Source organism: Exiguobacterium sp. s101 (genome assembly GCF_018617835.1).
Taxonomy (GTDB): domain Bacteria; phylum Bacillota; class Bacilli; order Exiguobacteriales; family Exiguobacteriaceae; genus Exiguobacterium; species Exiguobacterium marinum.
Window position 1 is genome coordinate 56,116 of the sequence record NZ_JACSKX010000010.1, and the last position, 22,282, is coordinate 78,397.

23 protein-coding genes are annotated in these 22,282 nt (G+C 47.0%); 12 read left to right on the forward strand and 11 right to left on the reverse strand.

The genetic code is table 11. The features are described from left to right. Nucleotides 1–20 precede the first annotated feature (20 nt). Complete coding sequence (locus tag KNO76_RS09720) at nucleotides 21–443, reverse strand: hypothetical protein (protein ID WP_214885126.1); 423 nt, start codon at nucleotides 441–443, stop codon at nucleotides 21–23. 373 nt (nucleotides 444–816) lie between these two features. Between KNO76_RS09720 and pflB the strand changes: the two genes are divergently transcribed. Beyond that, the gene (gene pflB, locus KNO76_RS09725; protein WP_483297392.1) at nucleotides 817–3,051 is read left to right on the forward strand and encodes a formate C-acetyltransferase; all 2,235 of its coding nucleotides are present in this window, start codon (nucleotides 817–819) and stop codon (nucleotides 3,049–3,051) included. 57 nt (nucleotides 3,052–3,108) lie between these two features. After that, the gene (pflA, locus tag KNO76_RS09730; protein WP_026826768.1) at nucleotides 3,109–3,825 is read left to right on the forward strand and encodes a pyruvate formate-lyase-activating protein; all 717 of its coding nucleotides are present in this window, start codon (nucleotides 3,109–3,111) and stop codon (nucleotides 3,823–3,825) included. 48 nt (nucleotides 3,826–3,873) lie between these two features. Here pflA and KNO76_RS09735 read toward each other — a convergent pair whose 3' ends face one another. Then, nucleotides 3,874–5,151 carry an Nramp family divalent metal transporter gene (locus tag KNO76_RS09735; protein ID WP_268745959.1) on the reverse strand — a complete coding sequence of 426 codons (1,278 nt, stop codon included), beginning with the start codon at nucleotides 5,149–5,151 and terminating at the stop codon, nucleotides 3,874–3,876. 114 nt (nucleotides 5,152–5,265) lie between these two features. Next, nucleotides 5,266–6,231, reverse strand: a complete 966-nt coding sequence (gene rsgA / locus KNO76_RS09740; protein WP_214885133.1) for a ribosome small subunit-dependent GTPase A — start codon at nucleotides 6,229–6,231, stop codon at nucleotides 5,266–5,268. A gap of 245 nt (nucleotides 6,232–6,476) precedes the next feature. Here rsgA and KNO76_RS09745 point away from each other — a divergent pair, with 245 nt between their 5' ends. The 5 genes from KNO76_RS09745 to KNO76_RS09765 all read left to right on the forward strand — a co-directional run bounded on the left by KNO76_RS09745 (nucleotide 6,477) and on the right by KNO76_RS09765 (nucleotide 9,958). After that, nucleotides 6,477–6,866 (forward strand): lmo0954 family membrane protein, encoded by a 390-nt coding sequence (locus tag KNO76_RS09745; RefSeq protein WP_214703932.1) that lies wholly within the window; start codon nucleotides 6,477–6,479, stop codon nucleotides 6,864–6,866. A 22-nt stretch (nucleotides 6,867–6,888) separates the two neighbouring features. After that, nucleotides 6,889–7,533 (forward strand): PspA/IM30 family protein, encoded by a 645-nt coding sequence (locus KNO76_RS09750; RefSeq protein ID WP_026826764.1) that lies wholly within the window; start codon nucleotides 6,889–6,891, stop codon nucleotides 7,531–7,533. A 78-nt stretch (nucleotides 7,534–7,611) separates the two neighbouring features. Then, the gene (gene liaF / locus KNO76_RS09755; protein WP_214701126.1) at nucleotides 7,612–8,301 is read left to right on the forward strand and encodes a cell wall-active antibiotics response protein LiaF; all 690 of its coding nucleotides are present in this window, start codon (nucleotides 7,612–7,614) and stop codon (nucleotides 8,299–8,301) included. Further along, nucleotides 8,298–9,320 (forward strand): sensor histidine kinase, encoded by a 1,023-nt coding sequence (locus tag KNO76_RS09760; protein ID WP_026826762.1) that lies wholly within the window; start codon nucleotides 8,298–8,300, stop codon nucleotides 9,318–9,320. The genes liaF and KNO76_RS09760 overlap by 4 nt, the downstream gene beginning before the upstream one ends. 2 nt (nucleotides 9,321–9,322) lie before the next feature. Continuing rightward, a complete protein-coding gene (locus KNO76_RS09765) occupies nucleotides 9,323–9,958 on the forward strand; it encodes a response regulator (RefSeq protein ID WP_214885135.1) in 636 nt (211 codons plus the stop codon). Nucleotides 9,959–10,178: 220 nt separating this feature from the next. On the opposite strand, the gene KNO76_RS09770 is transcribed toward KNO76_RS09765, so the two are convergent. The 5 genes from KNO76_RS09770 to KNO76_RS09790 form a co-directional block, all read right to left on the reverse strand. Continuing rightward, nucleotides 10,179–12,077, reverse strand: a complete 1,899-nt coding sequence (locus KNO76_RS09770) for an ABC-F family ATP-binding cassette domain-containing protein (RefSeq protein WP_214885139.1) — start codon at nucleotides 12,075–12,077, stop codon at nucleotides 10,179–10,181. Next, nucleotides 12,074–12,775 (reverse strand): lysophospholipid acyltransferase family protein, encoded by a 702-nt coding sequence (locus KNO76_RS09775; protein WP_214701130.1) that lies wholly within the window; start codon nucleotides 12,773–12,775, stop codon nucleotides 12,074–12,076. The genes KNO76_RS09770 and KNO76_RS09775 overlap by 4 nt, the downstream gene beginning before the upstream one ends. Before the next feature lie 78 nt (nucleotides 12,776–12,853). Beyond that, entirely contained in the window at nucleotides 12,854–13,114 is a 261-nt protein-coding gene (locus KNO76_RS09780; RefSeq protein ID WP_026826759.1) for a hypothetical protein, read from the reverse strand. Between the two features lie 87 nt (nucleotides 13,115–13,201). After that, nucleotides 13,202–13,444 carry a hypothetical protein gene (locus tag KNO76_RS09785; protein ID WP_214885141.1) on the reverse strand — a complete coding sequence of 81 codons (243 nt, stop codon included), beginning with the start codon at nucleotides 13,442–13,444 and terminating at the stop codon, nucleotides 13,202–13,204. Nucleotides 13,445–13,574: 130 nt separating this feature from the next. Beyond that, nucleotides 13,575–13,727, reverse strand: a complete 153-nt coding sequence (locus KNO76_RS09790; protein ID WP_167330583.1) for a hypothetical protein — start codon at nucleotides 13,725–13,727, stop codon at nucleotides 13,575–13,577. Between the two features lie 290 nt (nucleotides 13,728–14,017). Between KNO76_RS09790 and KNO76_RS09795 the strand changes: the two genes are divergently transcribed. From KNO76_RS09795 to map, 5 genes are all read left to right on the forward strand, one after another. Then, entirely contained in the window at nucleotides 14,018–14,869 is an 852-nt protein-coding gene (locus KNO76_RS09795) for a CvfB family protein (RefSeq protein WP_026826757.1), read from the forward strand. 169 nt (nucleotides 14,870–15,038) lie between these two features. Further along, nucleotides 15,039–16,550: a degradosome RNA helicase CshA gene (gene cshA / locus KNO76_RS09800; RefSeq protein WP_251125183.1), complete on the forward strand. Its 1,512-nt coding sequence runs from the start codon at nucleotides 15,039–15,041 to the stop codon at nucleotides 16,548–16,550. A 100-nt stretch (nucleotides 16,551–16,650) separates the two neighbouring features. Continuing rightward, entirely contained in the window at nucleotides 16,651–16,902 is a 252-nt protein-coding gene (locus KNO76_RS09805) for a hypothetical protein (RefSeq protein ID WP_026826755.1), read from the forward strand. 40 nt (nucleotides 16,903–16,942) lie between these two features. Next, on the forward strand, nucleotides 16,943–18,127 hold the full coding sequence (locus KNO76_RS09810; protein ID WP_026826754.1) for an EAL-associated domain-containing protein: 1,185 nt from the start codon (nucleotides 16,943–16,945) through the stop codon (nucleotides 18,125–18,127). Between the two features lie 15 nt (nucleotides 18,128–18,142). Then, nucleotides 18,143–18,892, forward strand: coding sequence for a type I methionyl aminopeptidase (gene map, locus KNO76_RS09815; RefSeq protein ID WP_214703936.1), 750 nt, complete (start codon nucleotides 18,143–18,145; stop codon nucleotides 18,890–18,892). Between the two features lie 89 nt (nucleotides 18,893–18,981). Here the strand turns inward: map and menC are convergent, their stop codons facing one another. From menC to menB, 3 genes are read right to left on the reverse strand one after another with little or no spacing between them, the layout of a single operon-like run. Further along, entirely contained in the window at nucleotides 18,982–20,052 is a 1,071-nt protein-coding gene (gene menC, locus KNO76_RS09820) for an o-succinylbenzoate synthase (protein ID WP_214701137.1), read from the reverse strand. Then, a complete protein-coding gene (gene menE / locus KNO76_RS09825) occupies nucleotides 20,049–21,407 on the reverse strand; it encodes an o-succinylbenzoate--CoA ligase (RefSeq protein WP_214885143.1) in 1,359 nt (452 codons plus the stop codon). Before menE ends, menC begins: the two co-directional genes overlap by 4 nt. A gap of 50 nt (nucleotides 21,408–21,457) precedes the next feature. Beyond that, nucleotides 21,458–22,282 carry a 1,4-dihydroxy-2-naphthoyl-CoA synthase gene (menB, locus tag KNO76_RS09830; RefSeq protein WP_026826750.1) on the reverse strand — a complete coding sequence of 275 codons (825 nt, stop codon included), beginning with the start codon at nucleotides 22,280–22,282 and terminating at the stop codon, nucleotides 21,458–21,460.

The window sequence follows — 22,282 nt, forward strand, 5'->3', positions numbered from 1 at the left end:
GAAGCGAAAGCGCTCCCTCGTCAAATATAGCGAACATGCTCCTGATCATCTTCCATTGTAGAACGTAACGTCTGTGTAAACGTTTGACCGTCCTCAATGAGTTGGATGTGGGCATCCGCACCTTTTTCTGTCAATTTAACTTGTTCAATCGTGAATCCTTGATAGACACGATACTGTAACTCGGTCGTCATTTGCTCGAACGGCTTCAGTTCCGGGTGTGTCGTGATGACATTCATTGGACGCGACTCAAGTGCAGCGAGTAGTTGGTCGCGATAATCGATAAAATCTTCATTTTCGATGTCATCGTCAAAGCGAATCCAGAACCCTCCATCTTCAAATTCTGTGATAAATCCGTCACGCTTTTCACCTGCCTCGTCGACCTTCAATGAGATACGATCGCCGACTTGAAAGGTATTGTTTGTTGTTAATGGTTCGTACGTCATAAGTAGAACCCCTTCCTCTTATACAATGTTCTGCCTTCATTGTGTCTGATACGACACGAAAATTCAAGTTCTAACCGAGTGATGTGAGTTAAATCACTCTAAAAACTGTATAGTTAGTCACAGAACAATCAAAATAGTACAGATGAAATTGAAACCCTATCTAACAGGGATTCATCTGTTTCAAACTTTATGAAGTAAGGAATATAACAGTTTGTAAAACGCTTTCAAAAACGGCTGTTTTATCACGTTCATAAGATTGTTACAAGTTTCACAATAATGTAAAACATATTGTTCACGTTTTCACGTACACTTCAAGTATAGATAGCAGGCAGTTACTTTCGAGAATGAGGAGTGAATCAACATGGCAACCGAAATCAAATCCGCATGGTCAGGTTTTGTACCTGGTCAATGGACGAATGAAGTAAACGTCAGTGAGTTTATCCGTTTGAACCGTCATGAATACACAGGGAACGATACGTTCTTAGCAGGTCCGACAGAAGCGACGAACGTTCTGTGGAATCGTGTGATGGAACTTACAAAAGAAGAACGTGAACGTGGAGGCGTCTGGGACGTCGATCAACACACACCATCGACGATTGTGTCGCATGGACCAGGCTACTTAAACAAAGAGTTAGAAAAAGTTGTCGGCGTTCAAACGGATGAACCGTTCAAACGTTCGATTCACCCGAATGGCGGTATTCGTATGGTTGATGCCGCACTCGAATCATATGGTTTCGAACCAGATGAAGAAATCACAAAAATTTACTCAGAAATCCGTAAAACACATAACCAAGGTGTCTTCGATGCCTATACGCCTGAGATGCGGGCCGCTCGTAAGTCGGGAATCATCACAGGTCTTCCGGATGCTTACGGTCGTGGACGCATCATCGGGGACTATCGTCGCGTCGCTCTCTATGGGATTGACTTCTTGATGGCAGAACGTAAAAAAGATTTGGCAAAACGCGGCGGATTCTTATCTGAATCGGACATCCGCGAGCGGGAAGAGCTGAATGAACAACTTCGTGCCCTCCAAGAGCTCAAGCAACTCGGATCGGCTTATGGGTTTGACCTTGGTCGTCCTGCGGAAAACACGCAAGAAGCGTATCAATGGGTGTACTTGGCCTATCTCGCAGCCATCAAAGAACAAAATGGTGCGGCGATGTCACTCGGTCGCGTCTCCACGTTCCTTGATGTGTACGCAGAGCGTGATATCGAGTCTGGTCGTTTGACGGAATCAGATGTCCAAGAAATCGTCGACCACTTCATCATGAAGCTTCGGATCGTCAAATTCTTACGGACGCCGGACTATAACGAATTATTCTCAGGTGACCCAACATGGGTAACAGAATCAATCGGTGGGATGAGTGAAGATGGTCGCTCGAACGTCACGAAGAGCTCGTTCCGATTCTTGCATTCACTCACAAACCTTGGACCAGCTCCGGAACCGAACTTGACTGTCCTTTGGTCAACGAAACTTCCAGAAGGGTTTAAACAATACTGTGCGAAAATGTCGATTGAAACGTCGGCCATTCAATACGAAAACGATGATTTGATGATGCCACAATTCGGCGACGACTACGGCATCGCATGTTGTGTATCACCGATGAAGATCGGGAAACAAATGCAGTTCTTCGGTGCGCGTGCCAACATGGCAAAAGCCCTTCTTTATAGCATGAACGGCGGACGCGATGAGAAGAACGGCGCTCAAATTGCCCCGGTTTGGGAAATGAACACAGAAGATGTACTCACGTACGAAAAAGTATATGCCGATTTCGACCGTACACTCGACTGGTTGGCAGAACTATACGTCAACACACTCAACGTCATTCACTTCATGCATGACAAATATGCATATGAACGAATCGAAATGGCGCTTCACGATCCAGAAATCTTACGGACGATGGCTTGTGGAATCGCTGGTCTCTCGGTAACGGCCGACAGTCTCTCGGCAATCAAATACGCGAACGTTAAACCGGTCCGTAACGAAGAAGGAATCATCATCGACTTCGAAACAGAAGAAGACTTCCCGAAATTCGGAAACAATGATGACCGTGTCGATGCGATCGCTGTCGAACTCGTCGAGTCATTCATGGAAAAAGTACGGAAACATAAAACGTACCGTGACGCGCTTCACACACAATCGGTACTCACGATCACATCAAACGTCGTCTACGGTAAGAAAACTGGGAACACGCCAGACGGTCGTCGTGCTGGTGAACCGTTTGCTCCTGGAGCAAACCCAATGCATGGACGAGATACTAAAGGTGCGGCTGCATCACTTTCATCAGTCGCGAAACTTCCGTTTGAGCACGCACAGGATGGAATCTCGTACACGTTCTCAATCGTACCGAAAGCACTCGGAAAAGAAGAAATCGCACGTGAACTCAACTTGGCGGCACTTCTCGACGGTTATATGAGTGGAGAGCATAAGGGACATCATTTGAACGTCAACGTCTTCAACCGTGAAACACTCCTTGATGCGATGGAACATCCAGAAGAGTATCCACAGCTCACAATCCGCGTATCTGGATATGCAGTCAACTTCATCAAATTGACGCGTGAGCAACAGATTGATGTAATCAACCGTACGTTCCACGGTTCGTTGTAAATAAAGGCTTAGCGGCCTTCGTTAGGAAGGTCGCTCATTCGTTAGGAGGTCATTTCGATGACAATGGGATATGTACACTCGGTCGAATCATTCGGAACAGTTGACGGCCCTGGTATTCGCTTCATCGTCTTTTTACAAGGTTGTGCGTTACGTTGCCTGTATTGCCATAATGCGGACACGTGGGATTTCAAAAAGAATAATCACCGCTCGGCTGAAGACGTCATTCAAGAGGCGCTCAGCTACCGTCCGTTCATGGAAGCATCGAATGGTGGCATCACCATCTCTGGTGGCGATCCACTCGCGCAACCCGAATTTTTAGAGGCGCTACTACGTGAAGCGAAAAAGCACGGGCTCCATACGACGCTCGATACGTCCGGTGCGCTCCGTCCTCCTAATTTGGATGCGATTTTAGATCATACCGATCTTGTCTTGCTCGATATCAAGCATATCGATGACGATATGTGTAAAAAGCTAACGGGTCGTAGCAATGCCAACACGCTCGCGCTTGCCGAACATCTTTCCGAGCGCGGAACAAAAATGTGGATTCGCCACGTCCTCGTTCCTGGGTGGACGCTTGAAGAAGGTGCGCTTCGTCGCACCGCCGCGTTCATTCAGAAGCTAGACCATGTCGAGAAAGTCGAAATCTTGCCGTATCATGAAATGGGCGTCTACAAATGGGAGGCGCTTGGATTAGATTATCCGCTTAAAGGAACGAAACCTCCGACATCAGATGAAGTCGAGTGGGCGGAAGGGATTTTGCAGGGAACTGTATAAAATAAGCGCAGGCCACATCGGCCTGCGCTTGTTTTATTGATTTAGAGATTAGACAAAAGTTTGGAGAATCAAAAAGAGATTTAATGCGATGACAATCGCTGTAATTCCCCAACCGATCCATGTTGTGAAGCGGTGATTCACCAGTCCGCCCATCAATTGCTTGTTGCTCGTAAAGAGAAGTAAGGGGACGAGGGCAAACGCGATGCCGAACGAAAGAACGACTTGACTCCAAACGAGAGCGTTTGACAAATTGACGCCAGACAAAATGAGTAAGAGCGGTGGGGTCATCGTAATTAGACGACGCACGTAAATCGGGATATGCTTTTGAATATAACCTTGCATAACGACATCTCCAGCCAACGTACCGACAGATGCGCTTGATAGTCCAGCGACCATTAATCCAATCCCGAACAGCATAGCAATCGGTGAACCTAAAAAGGAATCGAACTGCTGGTGGGCAATCTCCAAGTCATTTACGATTATACCGTTCTTATAAAAGACAGCAGCAGCGATAATTAACATGCTCGCATTGATCGCACCAGCAAAAATCATTGCAATCATCACATCGATTCGTTCGAATTTCATAATTCGCTTTCGTGCCACCGTATCTTTTCCGATGATCCGTCGTTGCGTCAACGCAGAGTGTAAGTAAATGGCATGCGGCATCACGGTTGCACCTAATATTCCGGCAGCCAGTAAAATACTCTCAGTGCCATCGAAACGAGGAATTAAGAGACCGGATAAAAGAGGCTTCATTTCAGGTTGAGCACTGAACGTTTGAATGGCGAATGCAAGAGCGACAACGAGTAGCATACCTGTTATAACCGTTTCGAGAGGTCGGTAGCCACGTCGTTGCACTTCTAAAATCGCAAAGGAACCGACCGCTGCGAGGAGTGCGGCTTGAATCAGTGTTACGTCAAACACCAGGTAGATTCCGAGGGCGGCACCGACAAACTCGGCTAAATCAGTTGCCATAATCATCAACTCGGCTTGAATCCATAAAAAGATGGCAGTTTTCCGAGAGAAGCGATCTCGACAAATCTCAGGTAAATTTTTTCCGGTCGCGATTCCGATTTTGGCAGATAACGTTTGAATCAAACCGGCCATGATGTTTGCAATTAAAATCACCCATAGAAGCAAGTAACCAAACTGAGAACCTGCGGCAATATTGGTCGCATAGTTTCCGGGGTCAATATAAGCAATCGAAGCGACAAAAGCCGGACCTAGAAATGGGAGGAGTGTTTTCATTTTTTGAGATATCGAGTGATGTGTTCGAGGCGATTCGACTTCGTTCAACATGACATATCCTTCTTTCTTTTGCCTGATGGTTAATTTGTTTACCTAAGGAAACTTTTTAAGTACAAGGCAATTTTACGCCTGGTGAAATAGCTTGTCAAATCGTATAAAAAAGAACTATGAGAAGCTCACAGTTCTTAATCTTTATGACCGGTGCTTTTTCTTTTCTAACACTCGTGCATGTTCTGCCTGTTTCTTCTCCATATAGAGAAGTTCTCGTTCGAGTTTGAGGTAACTCGCGTAACGTTTCGCATCTACCGTACCGTTCGTAAGCGCCTCTTGGACGGCGCAGCCCGGTTCTTTCTGATGTGAACAGTCGCGGAAACGACACGTCTCGGCAAGCGCTTCGATATCACGGAACGTGTCCTCGAGATGCTCGCTTCCTTCCCATAGTCCGAATTCTCGCATCCCCGGTGTATCGATGACGTATAAATCATCGATTCGGAAGAGTTCGCGGTGTGTCGTCGTATGCTTCCCACGCTCGTCTTGTGCCCGAACGGTTTGTGTGACGGCGAGTGCCTCGTGGGCGAGGGCGTTCGTCAGTGTGGACTTTCCGACTCCGGACGAACCGACGAATGCAATCGTGCTCTCGCTCGGTAACGCGTGACGAAGTTCAGCCACACCTTCTCCCGTCACGGCACTGACGGGGAATACTTGAATCCCGGGTGCGCTCACTTGAATGTCTTCAAGCAATGTGTCGACGGAGTCGACTTGGTCGATCTTCGTCAGGACGATGATTGGAATGGCGCCTGTGTCCCAAGCGGCTAACGTATAGCGCTCTAGTCGGCGGATGTTGAAGTCGTGTCCACACGCCATCGTAATCAAGACGTAGTCGACGTTCGCGCAGATCAGTTGTTCACGTGTCTCGTTGCCGGCAGCCGCTCGTGATAGAACGGTCCGACGCTCAAGGAGATGGTGAATCGTACCTTGACCATGTTCGCGAACTTGAATCATGACATAATCGCCGATGACCGGGTAATCCCGTTCGCTCGTCGCTGCATGTCGAAATTTTCCGGAGACTCCGCACATATAACCTTTCTCTCCGATGGAAACCGTATAAAGATGTTGGAACTGTGCCGTGACACGTCCCGTTTCAGTTTGTTGAAACAAAATAGAATCCTCCTTTTAATGATGGAGGACGACAGCCCTCCGATTCGCTGACATTAGGTGGCGTGCATGCATCATGTTGCTCATAAAACATCATCCTTTCATTGTTCGATAGCATAAGTTTACCATAATATTTGAAAACGGTAACATCTCAGTCTAAAGACCGAGGCGAAACAAGCCTTCCGCTCGTCGACCTATACAAAATAACGTATTATGATAAGAGTGTACTTAATAAGGAGGGATGACAGATGAATCACCAAGTGAAGAAGGTGCTGTTCATCGTGGCCGGGATCGCTCTAGTGCTCGTGTTAATCGGTGCTTTACCGAATATGATTTTGTTCGGATTAGGAGCTCTCTTGACGCTTTGGGCTGGGGTCCGTTTTCAGGCTGTGACACACATCGGTGCTAAAGTTGGTTTCGGAATCCTTGCTGTCGTCGGGATTGGGACGATGCTCTCGAACATTTGGGCACTCGTCGGAGTGATTGTGGCATGGTTGTTATTTAAAGGGTATATGATGTATACGGGACAAAAACGAGATCCGGATGTCGAGATTTTAGATGCGGATGGAACTCGTGCTGGCCGTAGCAGCTTCCAACAGTTCGATCAAGTGTGGCAGAAATTTGTTAATCGTCGTTAAGATTTCATAAGGAGGATTCACCATGAAGACACCGTTTGATCAGTTTCGTGAATTAGCGAATGAGTTGACGAAAGAGATTTCAAAAGAAGTGAAGAAGTATCAAGATAAAGAGATGCCACGTTCAAGCGGAGAAGCGGAATTGAACCGTCATATCCGTGGAGCGGAGAAGGAAGCGTTGTCTGTTGAGCGACTTGTTGAACGTCAACGTACACTACTCTCAGAACTTGCTGAAAAACGTGACGATGCCAAGAAAATGGCGGATAAGCGATATGAACAGACAGAGCTGGCGAAACAAGCTAATGAAGAGAAGTTGGCAGAGCGTGCAGCGCTCGAGTCGAAACATTACGGAGAACAGTACCGTTATTTTGAAGGCTTGATTGATGAAGGAGAGCGTGAATTGGATGCACTTGAACGTCGTGCGCTCGAGATGAAACTCAAGCTCGATGAGATGCAGAACAAACGATATGAGTTCGCGATGCGTGAAAATCTAGATCTGTTAAAAGGGACACTCGACCAAATTTTTGGTCAGAACACGTCACAGTCTCATCCTTTCACTGAGGAAGAAAAGAAAGAAGAGCCTGCTGAAGAGAAACAAGACACGCAAGCAGACGAAGATGATTTTGAAGCAAAACTAAAAGAACTGGAGCGTCGCTTTAAACAGGAGTGAGGTGACGGTTCGGCGATGACCTAAATAAGGTCATCGCTTTCTTTGCTTCATACATATAAACAGAAAGGGGGAAGGGACATGGAGCGTTGGAACACACGTCAAATCATCGGATTCATGATTATTTTATTTTCAGTCGGACTGTTTATCGATATCGTGACGGGTGGGAATAGCGTCTTATTCAGCATGATTCTCCCGCTACTTCTCCTCTATATCGGACGACGGTTCAGTCGTCGGGGCAAGCAGTCAGCGAGCTATATCTTTTATGCGATTGGCGGCATCCTCTTGATCGGCTTGATTTTCTCATCTGCCGCATTCGGATTCGTGCTCTCGGGACTGTTATTGTTATTCGGGTATCGACTCTATAAAAATCGACCAGTCGAAGCGAAAATTCGGACACCCCTTCGCCAGGAGCAAGCTTTCTCGTTCGGTATGAAAGAATCAGGACACTATGTGTTACGTGATACGAACGAGTTCTTTTTACTACGGGATGTCGAGATGGACCTATCACAAGCCATTATTCCGGAAGGGGAGACATTCTTACTCCTGAATGGTCTTGCAGGAGACATCCGAATTCTCATTCCAGCGGGTTATGACTATTCGATTGATGCGTCGATCGGTTTCGGTAAAGTTCAGGTAGATGACTCGAACTATTCGCCAGTGTTCAATCGCCGCTTCTATACAGCGTCCGATGATTATGTTCAAGCCACACGGAAAGTTCGGATTCATATCGTGCTCATGAGCGGAAGTGTCGAGGTGATGACGGTATGAAAAAAGATTCTTATCCACGAACGGTCGTTTGGCATCAGTTATTTAGTAGTCTCTTGACGGCTTTCTTAATCACAGTAGCGTTTCTCATAGGTGACTCGACTTCACTGAGCGATTTATTTTCGCGGGAAGAAGGGTTGCCTTTCGGTGTGTCCATCCTTGTCATTGCCGTGTTGATCGGGAGTATTTTCGGCGTAGGCTCTTACTTTTATTTGCGTCGAGACTTTCGAGAAGTCGCCAATGCCTTGTGGAAACTGGAAAATCAAAAAGACATCACATTCCGTCCGATGTCTCCTTATCGGGATACACTCGAACGAATCGTCCGCGTGTCAAAACAGCGGCAAGAGATGATTGAGATGGCGAAGCGTGTCGGAGAGCGCCCAATCAGTGTAGAAGAGGCGCGAAGTGAGGCCGTCGTCGAAGAAAGACGTCGCGTCGCACGAGAACTTCATGACTCGGTGAGTCAACAGCTCTACGCCATCTCGATGATGACAACGGCGGTCAAACAGACGATGCAGACGAAACCGGAATTAGCGAGTAAGCAGATGGAACAAGTCGAGCTCATGGCTCAAACGGCACAGGCGGAGATGCGCTCGTTACTCCTGCAGCTGCGACCGGTCGAACTAGAAGGCATGACACTCAAGACGGGAATCGAACGTTTGTTAGAAGAATTGTCGCGCAAACAGTCGACCGAGCTCGTCTGGCGATTAGAAGAAGTGAAGCTGTCCCGTCATACCGAAAATGAACTATTCCGCATCGTACAGGAGGCCATTAGTAACACGTTACGGCACGCCAAAGCGAAACGTTTGGAAATCGAGATGCGTAAAGTGCAACAGACGGTCATTTTAAAGATCAACGATGATGGAATCGGATTTAATGTGGACGATACACAAGTCGCCTCATATGGATTACAATCGATAAGAGAGCGCACGGCAGAAGTCGGTGGAACGTTGCGGTTGGTCAGTGTGCCGAATGTCGGGACACAAATCGAAGTACGTGTGAAACAACAAGTGGAGGGGTAATGATGATTCGAGTCGTATTAATTGATGATCACGAAATGGTCCGAGCGGGCGTGTCTGCTTTTTTATCGACACAACCGGACATCGAAGTCGTCGGCGAAGCGTCGGACGGAGCAACGGGAGCGGAGCTTGCCATTGCAGAAAAACCGGACGTCGTCCTCATGGATCTGGTTATGGAGCCTGTTGACGGGGTCGAATCGACGAAACAAATTAAAGCAAGTTGGAAAGAAGCGAAAATTTTAGTCGTGACGAGTTTCTTAGATGATGAGAAAGTATATCCGGTGATCGAGGCCGGTGCGATGAGCTATGTCCTCAAGACGGCGAACGCGAACGAAATCGCGGATGCGATTCGTCAAACCGCTGCCGGAAATCCCGTCATGGCCGCCCAAGTGACGGGAAAGATGCTCGAACGTCTGCGCCATCCGGAAATGACACTCCATGAGAGTCTAACTGCCCGTGAACGAGAAATCTTGCAACTGATGGCGGAAGGTAAATCGAATCAAGTGATCGCAGATGAATTGTTCATTTCACTGAAAACGGTGAAGACACACGTCTCAAATATTTTGACGAAGCTTGACGTCTACGACCGGACACAAGCGGTCGTCTATGCATTCCAACATAATTTGGTCAGTAAAGGATGACCGACTACATAGCTACATGCGCCAGCGGGGGCAGGCCCATGACGTCTATGTCTATGGCTGTGACAAATCACTGACTCATCAGCCGGTTTGAGCACATCGCCTTACAGACGATGTGCTTTTCCTTAAAGTGAAGTGATAAAAAGGAGTTGGATTCCCAGAGCACATGCCGGGAATCCAACTCCTTTTCTTATTTGATAGAACAGGCTATCTCACGAACAGATCAGCCCTTTTTTTGTGCTTGTATTTGTTCATCGATTTCAGATAGGTACGTCCAGCGTTCCATCTTCGTATCGAGTGCTTCTTTCAGTTCTGCAATCATTGCATACAATTCATTGACTTTACCGAGGTCGCTACCCGCTGTCGCGAGTGTCGTTTCCTGTACTTCAATCTGTTCCTCAAGCGCAGCGATGTCTTCCTCGATTGTGTCCCATTCCTTCTGTTCTTTGAAGGTGAATTTCACGACTTCTGATTTCGGACGATCTTTCTTCTCTTTCGGTTCTTTCTCTTTCTTTACTTGACGAACCTCTTCTTGGCGTGTGGCCAGATAATCGCTATATTCTGCGTGATACACTTGGATGGCTCCATCTTCAAATGCAATTAACTGGGCGGCGACGCGGTCTAAGAAATAACGGTCGTGGCTGACGGCGATGACAGTGCCTGGGAACGATTCTAAATAGTCTTCTAACACGGACAACGTTTCCGTATCCAAATCGTTCGTCGGCTCATCAAGGAACAAGACGTTCGGTTCGTCCATCAAAATTCGTAACAGGACGAGACGGCGTTTCTCGCCACCGGATAACTTCGCAATCGGTTTATATTGTGCGTCCGGTGTGAAAAGGAAACGCTCGAGCATTTGACCGGCCGTGATGGTCTCGCCATCCGGGGTATAAATCACTTTCGCAATTCGCTCGATTTCATCGATGACACGTCTTGACTCATCTTCAAACTCAACTTGTTGACCGTAGTAACCTAGATGAACCGTTTCTCCATGCACGATTATACCGCTTGTCGGTTCCAAACGTTTCGCGAGCAGGTTCATGAGCGTTGACTTCCCACTCCCATTCGGTCCGACAATCCCGTACCGTTCACGGCGACCAAAAATCCAATTGAACTGTTGAATCAATAACGATTCGTCGTATCCGAAAGACATGTCTTCGACTTCAATGACTTTTTTACCGAGGCGACGTGAACCAACCGAAACATCGAGCGCTTCTTCTTCCGCTAAGCTCTCTTGATGTTTCAAGTCTTCAACGCGTTGAATGCGGGCTTTTTGTTTCGTCGTTCGTGCTTTTGCACCTCGACGTAACCAAGCGAGCTCACGGCGTAAAATATTTTGTCGTTTTTGTTCCATCGACTGGGCGCGTGCTTTTAGCTCAGCACGCTTCTCAAGAAACAGTTCATAGTTTCCGTTATAGAAGTAACTCGTTCCGTCCGCAATCTCTAAAATATGGTTTGTGACACGATTCAAGAAGTAACGATCGTGGGTGATGAGAAGGATTGCGCCTCGATAGTCGGTAAGCATCGTCTCGAGCCATGCGATTGTATCGGCATCGAGTTCATTCGTCGGTTCGTCTAAAAGTAATAAATCGGCCTCATCCAGTAATGCTGCGGCGAGAGCGACTCGTTTTTGTTGCCCGCCGGAGAGCGCATTTACATCGACTGATACGTCAGGTAGGCCAAGGCGGTTCAAAATTGATTTTAGTTTTGCTTCCGTTTCCCAAGCATCTGCAGCATCGACGGCTTGTTGAGCTTTCATGAAACGTTCGAGTAACTGCTCGCTCGTTGGATCCACTTCGAGTGCTTGACGGGCACGTTCGAATTGTTTCAGCGCTCTCACAGACGGGGTATCGCTTGTGAACAGGGCGTCGAGAATCGTTTGACCTTCGCCGAATTGGACAGTTTGAGTCAAATAGCGAATTCGATAATCGTTCGGATGTTGCATTGTTCCCCGATCAGCTGTCTCAGTACCGGCGATGATTTTCATAAACGTCGACTTTCCAGAGCCGTTCACACCGATGATACCAATACGATCTCCAGGGTGGATGGTCATCGTCACATCATCAAATAGTACTTTATCGGCAAACTCTTTATGGATGCCTTCAATCATTAATAAACTCATGCGTTCTCTCCTTCAATCTGTTGACGAATGGCTGCTTCAATCGTCGCTGCGATTTCTTTGTTTGGCAGATCGGCTGGGTCGATTGCTGGTAGGAACGTAACGTCGACTGTTGCCGGAGTAATTCGGTTCTTTGCTTCTAGCAGTTTGTAGCTGCCTTGAATCGCGACAGGAACAACCTTGGCACCGCTTGATGTTGCGAGCGTCAAACTCCCGGCTTTGAACTCTTTCATCGAACCGCCTTTTGAACGTGTTCCTTCCGGGAAGACAATCATCGATTGACCAGACTGAATCGTCTCGACACCGGAACGTATCGCCTTAATCGATTGACGACGATCACTTCGGTCGATGAAGATGCAGCCCATCAATTCCATCCAACGCGGAATAATCGGGAATTTTTGTACTTCAATTTTTGAAATGAATGCTTTCGGTCGTTTCGTGGCCGTCAACATGATCGGCACGTCGAAGTTTCCTTGATGATTTGATACATATACGACGGGCTCATCTGGAATCAGTTCCTGTCCATGGACCCGAATATCGGCACCCGCAACTTTTAGCAAGAACTGAGCCCACTTATAGGCGATGTCTTGTACATAACGATAACGTTGTGGAGGTTCGATTTTCTTTGCTCTCTGTAAAAATGGAAGGGTGATTGGTAACACTGCAAAAAATGAGAAAAACCATACTACTGTTCGAATCATTTTATTTTCTCCTCTCATGATGACAACAAGAAAGAGTCTTCTTCTCTTGACGAGAATCCGACCCTTAGGTATGAATCCTTATTCCCAAAAGCGAGAATCGCTCTCTTCTTCCTCTTCCTCGAGTTCGAATGTAATGCGTTTATTCACAGGATCGACGACGAAATAAGCGCCGTCTTGCTCAATGCTTTTGATTTGCATGGCTTGGTCGTTGCCGATTTCAAGAGTGAGGCGGATTCGATTGTCATCATCGACAAGTAAGATCCCGTCTTCCTTTAACCAAAGTTCCATGACGGGTGAATAACGAAGTAGCCATTCATTCGATAACGGAATTTCATTCATACGTTTTTGTGCCTCCTGCGATTATAAATCCATTGTACGTTGTCTGTTCCTCCATAGGATACCAAATGTGGCGAGTGAAGACGAGCGTTATGTAGAGCGTTTTCGTGTCGTTGAATGCATTCTGGCCACGACGCGTTTGATTCGCTTTTGATTTCGTCTTTCCGCGAACAACTCATTTGCCTGCATGAAGAGTTGTTTAAAGGAAGAGAGGGCCATCGCAATTAAGATAGCGAACAGAAATGTTCCGATCGGATCTTTGTACAATTCAGTCTGGAATAAGAAGGCAAGTCCTACAACAGACAAAATCGAAGTGAGAAAATAAAAAATCATAGCGGAATCTCCTTTTCTTAAATGATATGAAAGAAAAAGGCAAGGTCTTCTAATTCGTATTCGACCTTTTGAAAGAAACTCCTGTCTATATCATGTAAAGAAAAAACGCCTTCAGGTGGCTGAATGGCGTTCACTCTTGCGTCATGTAAGTTGTGGATGACGATACATTCGTATCGACACCGTTTGAAAAAATAAAACTGAGTGATGCTAATAATGCGAAAAAAGCGACAAGCAGACCTTTCGTAAATCGTTTTGCAAATGAACGAGACTGTATATCAAACATTTATTATCCCCCGATCGATACTAAATGAAACCATTTTCAAACTGGACACTTCCTATATAATAACGTTTTCAAAATAAGGATACTAGAAGAAAAAGGTTCGTTCACAAAATCGTCACAAAATTTTAATAAATTAGGATTATGCTGCTAATTTCAACGTAATTTTATCTTTCAATTCCTTATTCACATTTTAGACACAAATAGGCTGAATGCTGTAAGAGAACATGATATGATTAGGAACGTGTGTAGATAGGTATACTGACAGTAATAGCTTAGAAAAGGATGTGGGTGTAATGGCATTGCGCGCAGGAGAAGTAGTAGACTTGGTCGCGGAACGTTCTGCTGATTTTGGAGTATTCATTAGTAACGGACGCGAAGAGGTACTCCTTCATCGGAAAGAACAGACGGAAGAAGTGACGGTTGGTCAAACGGTTCGTGTCTTTTTATATCATGACTCGGAAGGGCGTCTCGCATCGACGATGACCATTCCGACGGTCTCATTTGATGAGTACGAATGGTTTGAGGTGACGGGCGTTCGATATAACACGGGTGTCTTCGTCAATATTGGAATTCAAAAAGATGTTCTCGTTTCGATGGATGACTTACCGGAGAACCGTTCCTATTGGCCACAAGCAGGGGATCAATTATGTGTTCGTTTGAAGTATGACCAAAAAGGACGTTTACTTGGGGACCCTGCACCTTATGCGTATTTAAACTTGTTGGCGAGACCTTCTAAAGAAGAATGGAGCAACCAAGACGTTCAAGCGGTCGTCGTCAATAAACGTGAAGTCGGCGTTAACGTATGGGTTGAAGGCGAATCACTCGGTTTCTTGCATGAAGCAGAGATGACACGTTGGCCACGACTCGGTGAACAGTTAACGGTCCGCGTGACACAGGTCAAACAAGACGGAACGGTCCTCGTTTCAATGAAGCCGCGTGCCTATGAGGCAATTGACGGTGATGCAGCGAGTGTCCTTTCTTATATCGAGGAACGTGGTGGACAAATGCCATATGGCGATAAGACCTCACCAGACGTGATCGACCGCGAGTTCGGCATGAGTAAAGCCGCATTTAAACGGGCGCTCGGAAAATTGTTAAAAGAGAAGCGAGTTGAAAAACTCGACAACGGCTATAAATTGAAATAAGATAACTGATGTTCGGGTGACGTAAAAGTTTTAAAATGTATTTCTTTCATTTTAGGAAGAAATACGTTATAGTTAATAAAGTTGACTATGAGGAAACATTGAGAAAACGTCTGTAGATCTGTCGAACTGAACTCAGACGTTTTTTTGTATGAACAAAGGAGAATATAATTTGACAAAATTTCAAGACTTACAATTAAGTGAAGCATTAGTAAAAGGTGTACACAAAATGGGCTTCGAAGAAGCAACACCGATCCAAGCTGAGACAATTCCTGTCGCACTCACAGGAGTGGACGTATTAGGACAAGCACAAACAGGTACAGGGAAAACAGCAGCTTTCGGGATTCCGACTATTGAGCGAATCGATTCAAAGGCACGTCAAGTCCAAGCACTCGTTCTTGCACCGACACGTGAACTTGCGATTCAAGTTGCAGAAGAATTAAACAAAATCGGAGAAGCGAAGCGCGTTTACGCTCTTCCTGTGTATGGTGGTCAGCAAATCGACCGTCAAATCCGTGGTTTGAAAAAGAATCCACAAATCGTCGTTGCAACACCAGGACGTCTCATGGACCACATGAAACGTAAAACAATCAAACTTGATAACATTCAAACAGTTATCTTGGATGAAGCAGACGAAATGCTTAACATGGGCTTCGTTGAAGACATCGAAACGATTTTGGCAGGTCTTCCTGAAGAGCGCCAAACGCTTCTCTTCTCAGCAACGATGCCACCGCAAATCAAGAAGATTGCTGAGCGTTTCATGAAGTCGCCGACAATCATCAAAGTAAAAGCAAAAGAGATGACAGTTGAGAACATCAACCAACAGTTCCTCGAATTGCGCGAAGGTCAAAAATTCGATACGCTTTGCCGTTTGATTGATATCGACTCGCCAGAACTTAGCATCATCTTCGCTCGTACGAAGAAACGTGTTGATGAAGTGACAGAAGCACTCATTAAACGCGGATATACAGCAGACGGTCTTCACGGAGACTTGACGCAATCAAAACGTGACCAAGTCATTCGTCGTTTCAAAAATGGAACAATCGATATCTTGGTAGCGACAGATGTCGCAGCACGTGGACTCGACATCTCAGGCGTAACGCACGTTTACAACTTCGATGTGCCACAAGATCCAGAGAGCTACGTACACCGTATCGGTCGTACTGGTCGTGCTGGTAAAACAGGTACAGCCCTCACGTTCATCACACCACGTGAATTTGGACAAGTGAAGGCGATTGAACGCGTAACGAACAAGAAGATGAACCGTCGTCACGTACCGACGATCGCGGAAGTACTTGAAGGAAATCAAAAGCAAGCAGCTGAAGAGTTGATCGAACGCGTGCAAGCGGGTGATTTCAAAGCTTACACGCAACTTGCAACAGAACTCCTTGAAGAGTACGAAGCAGTTGAGCTTCTCGCTGCTGCCCTTCGTGGACTGACAAAAGAGCCAGATTCAACACCAGTTGAAATCTCGTACGCTGAACCAGTTCGTGTGAAGCGCCAAGGTGGCCGTGGTGGCGATCGTGGTGGATACCGTGGTCGTAACGACCGTCGTGGTGGCGGTGGCGGTGGCCGTGGTGGCGACCGTCGTGGCGGACGTAGCGGAGACCGTAAAGGATCATACCGTGGTGGTGACGATCGTCGTCGCTCGGATGACCGTGGTCCACGCCGTCCACGTGACTAATCATCATGAAATGCCGCATTTCCTTAAGTGGATTTGCGGCTTTTTTTATAGGGTCATGCTACACTAGTTGAGTAGAGATGGAAGGATGAGGTGTCAACGGATGGTGGAATTAAGTTTCGGTCTCCTTGTGCTGCTTGGTTGTATATTTGCACTAAAACCAATCGTGTCAAAGACGGACCGTCCTAATTTTCGTTATATCCCCGTGGCGACATTGTTATTTGGAGCGATGATTTTTCTAGTGTTAGCCATTGGAGTAGGCGGAAAGATGGGCATTGCATATGGCGTGATGAGTATCGTCTATTTTATTGCTTGTTTCGGTGCCTATATGTATGTACACACGCGAACGAGCTGAATGTAGCTCGTTTTCGCATTTAACGAAGAGGTGATGAGTTGTGGATGCGGTAGAAGTGATGGTCCACCCTGAAGAAGTAATGGTAACTTATGAACCAATTCTTGGGGCGGCGACGTTTCAAGTGGAAGGATATATGGTACATGGTCGCTTTCGTGGCGAATCGTTAACACCGTTTTTTTATGATGATGACGTTCCGCTCGAATATCAGTTGGACATCTCTCAACGAATGGAGCAATTAGCAGCGGAACAACTTCGTGACGCCAAGCAGTTTGTCACGTTCAGATGCCGATCTGAATGGATACTCGAAGAAGGGGGAGAAACATTCTTAGCTCCGCTTCGTGCATTGAACTTTCCATTACATCGCATTTATGTGACGCTTCAAGGAACAGATTTAGTTGATGTTCCCCGTCTGTCGCGCGTCATTCAATATTATCGGTCTTATGGATTGAAGATTGCTTTAGATTTTGCAGAATCGACCAGTATTGAGGATATTATGACCCTTGCACCTGAATTGTTACTTGTCGATCTAGGGACGATGGTTGAGAAAAAGACATTATCGGTCACGTATCCGAACATGCTTCAGACGATGGAATATATCGCTTCGAAGCTCGGTGCGCCACTCCTGTATAAGTCGATCAATCATGTCGGACAACTTCGTTACGCTTGGCAACATGGTGGCCGCTATTATATGGGTGGTCTGCTTGGGTTGGAGGATGAGCGACCTCAACTAGAAATTAAAGGAATGGGTGTGTTGGCACAAGAAGTGCCTTCATTCTTTTTACATGACCAGAAACGATTGAACCGATTATACGAACTTGAATTTGAATTGCACCGTCAGATTGGCGAACTGGTTCAATCCGGTAAATGGTCTCGAGATAAGAAAGATGAATGGATTCAATACATCGCGCCAAAGCTCGAAGAAGTGTTTGTTCGTTATTATTTGACGGATAAGACAGGCTTTCAGACGAGTGCGAACGTCTACTATGTAAATGAAGAATGGCGCGTTGACAATACGTTTCGGGGGTATAACTGGAGTTTCCGACCGTATTTTATTCAGACGATGGCTGCGATGGATGTTCGAGGACGTGGTTATTTATCTGATGACTATCGTGATTTTAGTTCGAATGAAGTGACGCGCACATTCAGTTATCCACTACCAGATGGCATGTTCTTATTCGCTGACTTGTCAGAAGACTACTTATACCAGAATCGATTATTAGACTGAAAGGAAGAACAACAGATGTTAGATTATGATTATGATGCATTACGCGAAATCGGTCGAATCGTTGCACTTGCGCGAGACGAGATGGCAAAAGCAGTCGAACCGGGTATGACGACAAAAGAATTAGATGCAATTGGGCAACGGATTTTAGAAGAAGAAGGTGCAGCTTCTGCGCCGATTACGATGTATGAGTTCCCAGGGTACACGTGTATCTCACTCAATGACGTCGCCGCCCATGGGATTCCTGGGGAAGAGGTCATTCAAGAAGGCGATATCGTTAACGTTGACGTTTCGGCTGTGAAGGATGGCTATTATGCCGATACAGGTCGTACGGTCATTGCCGGGACTGCGAAATCACCTCAGCACGAACGTTTGGTAGAGGTATCATTGACATCGCTAGAAGCTGGACTTGGTAAAGTGAAGGCGGGCGTGAAAGTCAATCAAATCGGTAAGGCGATTTATGCGGATGCGAGAAAGAACGGGTTCACCGTTATCCGTAACTTGGCTGGACACGGTCTTGGTCGGACGTTACATGGGGAGCCGGAGACCATTTCGAACTACTACAGTCGTGAGGAGAATCAACTCTTAAAAGCTGGGCAAGTCATTGCGGTAGAGACGTTCATCTCCACGAAAGACGAAGTTGTTTATCAGTCGGAAGAGGACGGCTGGACGCTCTTTACGCCGAACAAGAGTCTTGTTTCGCAGTTCGAGCATACGGTCGTTGTCACAGAAGATGGGTATGAAGTGTTAACGGGATCGTTCCGTTAAGTAAAAGGTGTGGTTCATGCGAACCACACCTTTTTTTATCAAAATTAGGCGAGAATACTCCCACTTCTAAGCGAAGCGTAGGGGGGAGTTCAAGCTTGTAATGAAATTGTTTCTTCTCGCATCTGTTCAATCACAGCCCAGTTCGGTTGTACCGAATCTGGGAGAATCAACTTTCCATTTTCCACTTCAAGTGGTGTATCGAGCAAATCTTGTTCAAAATAGGCACTCGTTCCCGACATATCTGCGGGGAAGCTCGCGCCGCTTAGCGAAGCGAACAAGAGTGTATGGTATCTTCCAATACCGGATTCATACATTCCGCCGACCCAGTATGGCGCACCATATTGTCGGATGTGGAGCGCCTCGCTTAGACCGCCGACACGTGCGGGTTTAATGTTGACGATTTTTCCCGCACCGAGCTGTGTCATCGTTTCCACGTCATCATAAGACGTGATGGACTCGTCGAGACAAATGGGGGTCGTGAGTTTTGCTTGGAGAGCCGCTGATTTCGCGAACTGTCGGCTCGGGTATGGCTGCTCGATCATCAATAACCGATGGGCATCGAGTTGTTCGAACCATTCCATCGGTTGATCGGACGCGCTTCCGTTCAAGTCAATCATGAGTGGTGCGTCGGGGAAGACCGCACGAATCTCGCGCAGAGCAGGAAGTAGTTCATTAGGAGATGCTTTTAATTTGATTCGTTCGAATCCGTCAGCCAATGCCGTCTCAATGGATTTCATCGTTTGGTTCAGTAAGCCAATTCCGATTGTTCGTCCGCAAGAAACAGAATCTCCTGCGTTCATGTATGACTTGAGTGATTTGTTCGCGCGTGCCGCTTCAATCTCCCAGAGTGCACTTTCCCACATCGCCTTTGCCATTCGCTGACCGATGATGGACGAGACCAAGTTCGGAAACACGTCCGTCGTGACTGTCTCCCTTTTCAGTAAATCGAGAATGAGTTTAGACGTATCCACCATGGATTGGGTTGTTTCTTCCGTGTACCAAGGTGTCTCAAAAGCGACACCTTCACCGTATCCAACGATACCGTCTACGGTCTCTAGGCGGAGGATAAGCGTTCGTCTGACGGATAAGACGGCGTGTGCCGTCACGATTGGGTGTTTAAACGTCAAGGGAACAATGGAAAGGTCAGCACGTTTAATCATGGCAGTAACTCCTTTAAGCGATGGCGCATTAGTTTTCCGTTCGCGTTTCGTGGTAGTTCCTGTGCGTGATAAATCGCAATCGGGTGTTTATATCTAGCTAACTGGGAATCGAGAACTGCCTTCATCTCTGCGGGGTCATAGGAGCCGACGACGAAGGCGAGCGGGACCTCTCCCCAGGTCGGATGCGATTGTTTTGTGACTCCGACATCTTGAACGCCGGCACATCGTAACATCACGGCCTCGATTTCGGCCGGATATACATTTTCACCACCTGAAAGAATGAGGTCGCTTCGGCGATCGTGTACATATAAATAGCCATCCTTCATCGTGCCGAGGTCGCCCGTTTTCCAGTAACCGTCTGATGTCCAGACGTCTGATTCAGGTTGTTCGAAGTATCCGCTCGTCACCGTCGGACCTTTTACCTCAATCTCGCCGTCCATATTGATTCGAATACTAGTTGGGGCGATTGCCTGACCGCTCGAACCGATATGCGAGAGTGCTTCGCTCGGAAGCAACGTGGCGACTTGAGAGCACGTCTCCGTCATCCCATATGTCTGGGCGATTGGTAGTTGCCGTCGTTCTGCTTCTTCTAGTAATGAGCGAGGGACTGGTCCACCTCCGACGAGTAATGTGCGAAGCTGGTGTTTCTCTAAGCCGGTATCGAGCAGTCGCTGCAGCATAATCGAGACGAGCGACAGTTGGGTGATTCCTTCTGTTTCGATGATATGAAGTGTTCGATCGACATCAAAACGTGGCTCGACATAGAGCGTCGAACCGATGATAGCACTCCGATACACTTGAGAGAGTCCGCTCATATGAAAGAGTGGGGTCACCGCGAGCATATGGTCTGTTGCTCGATAGTCCAGATGTGCTTCAGCGGCCCGCGCACTAGCGAGATGATTCCCGTACGTCTGCTTTACCGCTTTAGCCCGCCCCGTCGTACCGGAAGTGAACATAAGAGACATGGTTTCATCTCCTTTCCACTCATGTGTCACGGTGAAACATGAAGTGGCCCGATGTGTGATCAGAAGTTGGGTGACGGACAAATCGATTTCTTCGTCTACGAGAAGGAGGTCCACTTTCGCTGTTTGTAACTGAATACGTACTTCCTCCTCGGTTAGCCGTGTATTCAACGGGACCAATACTTTACCGAGCAGATGCACCGCGTGGATGGCGATGACATAGTCTTTGCTGTTTTTAGCGAATATGCCAATCCGTTCGGCAGTAGATGTCTCTTCATGGATGAATTGGGCAAGTTGAAGGCTCTCGGTACGTAACGATTCCCACGTCAGTCGATCTTCAGACGTCACGAGTGCGAGGTGTGACGCCGGGTGTTTACGAATCCATTCATACATATCAGTCACCTCCAAAAAAAGAGTAGCGACATCGCTACTCTCTCAAAAAATTAAGGGAAACGTGGGAATTGACCGAAGTCAGGATCACGTTTTTCTTTGAACGCGTCGCGTCCTTCTTTTGCTTCATCTGTTGTGTAGTAGAGAAGCGTTGCGTCTCCAGCGAGTTGCTGAAGTCCAGCAAGACCGTCTGTATCTGCGTTCATCGCTGCTTTCAAGAAGCGAAGTGCAGTCGGTGAGTGTTGTAAGATTTCTTGGCACCATTTGACTGTTTCTGCTTCGAGTTGCTCGAGTGGGACGACCGTGTTGACGAGGCCCATCTCGAGTGCTTCTTGTGCATCATATTGACGGCAAAGATACCAGATTTCACGAGCTTTCTTATGACCGATGATGCGAGCTAAGTAACCAGAACCATATCCTGCATCGAACGAACCGACTTTAGGACCTGTTTGTCCGAAGCGAGCGTTGTCCGCTGCAATGGTCAAGTCACAGACGACGTGAAGGACATGTCCTCCGCCAATTGCGAAACCTGCGACCATGGCGATGACCGGTTTTGGAATGACGCGAATCAAGCGTTGAAGGTCGAGGACGTTCAAGCGTGGGATTTCATCTTCTCCGACGTATCCGCCGTGTCCACGAACTTTTTGGTCTCCACCTGAACAGAATGCCTTTTCGCCTTCACCTGTCAAGATGATGACGCCGACTTCTTTATCGTCACGAGCGCGTGCGAATGCATCAATCAATTCATTGACCGTCAACGGACGGAACGCGTTGCGCACCTCTGGACGGTTGATCGTAATTTTGGCAATTCCGTTCCACGTTTCATATTTAATGTCTTCATACGTACGGACCGATGTCCAGTTCGCTACTGATTCCAT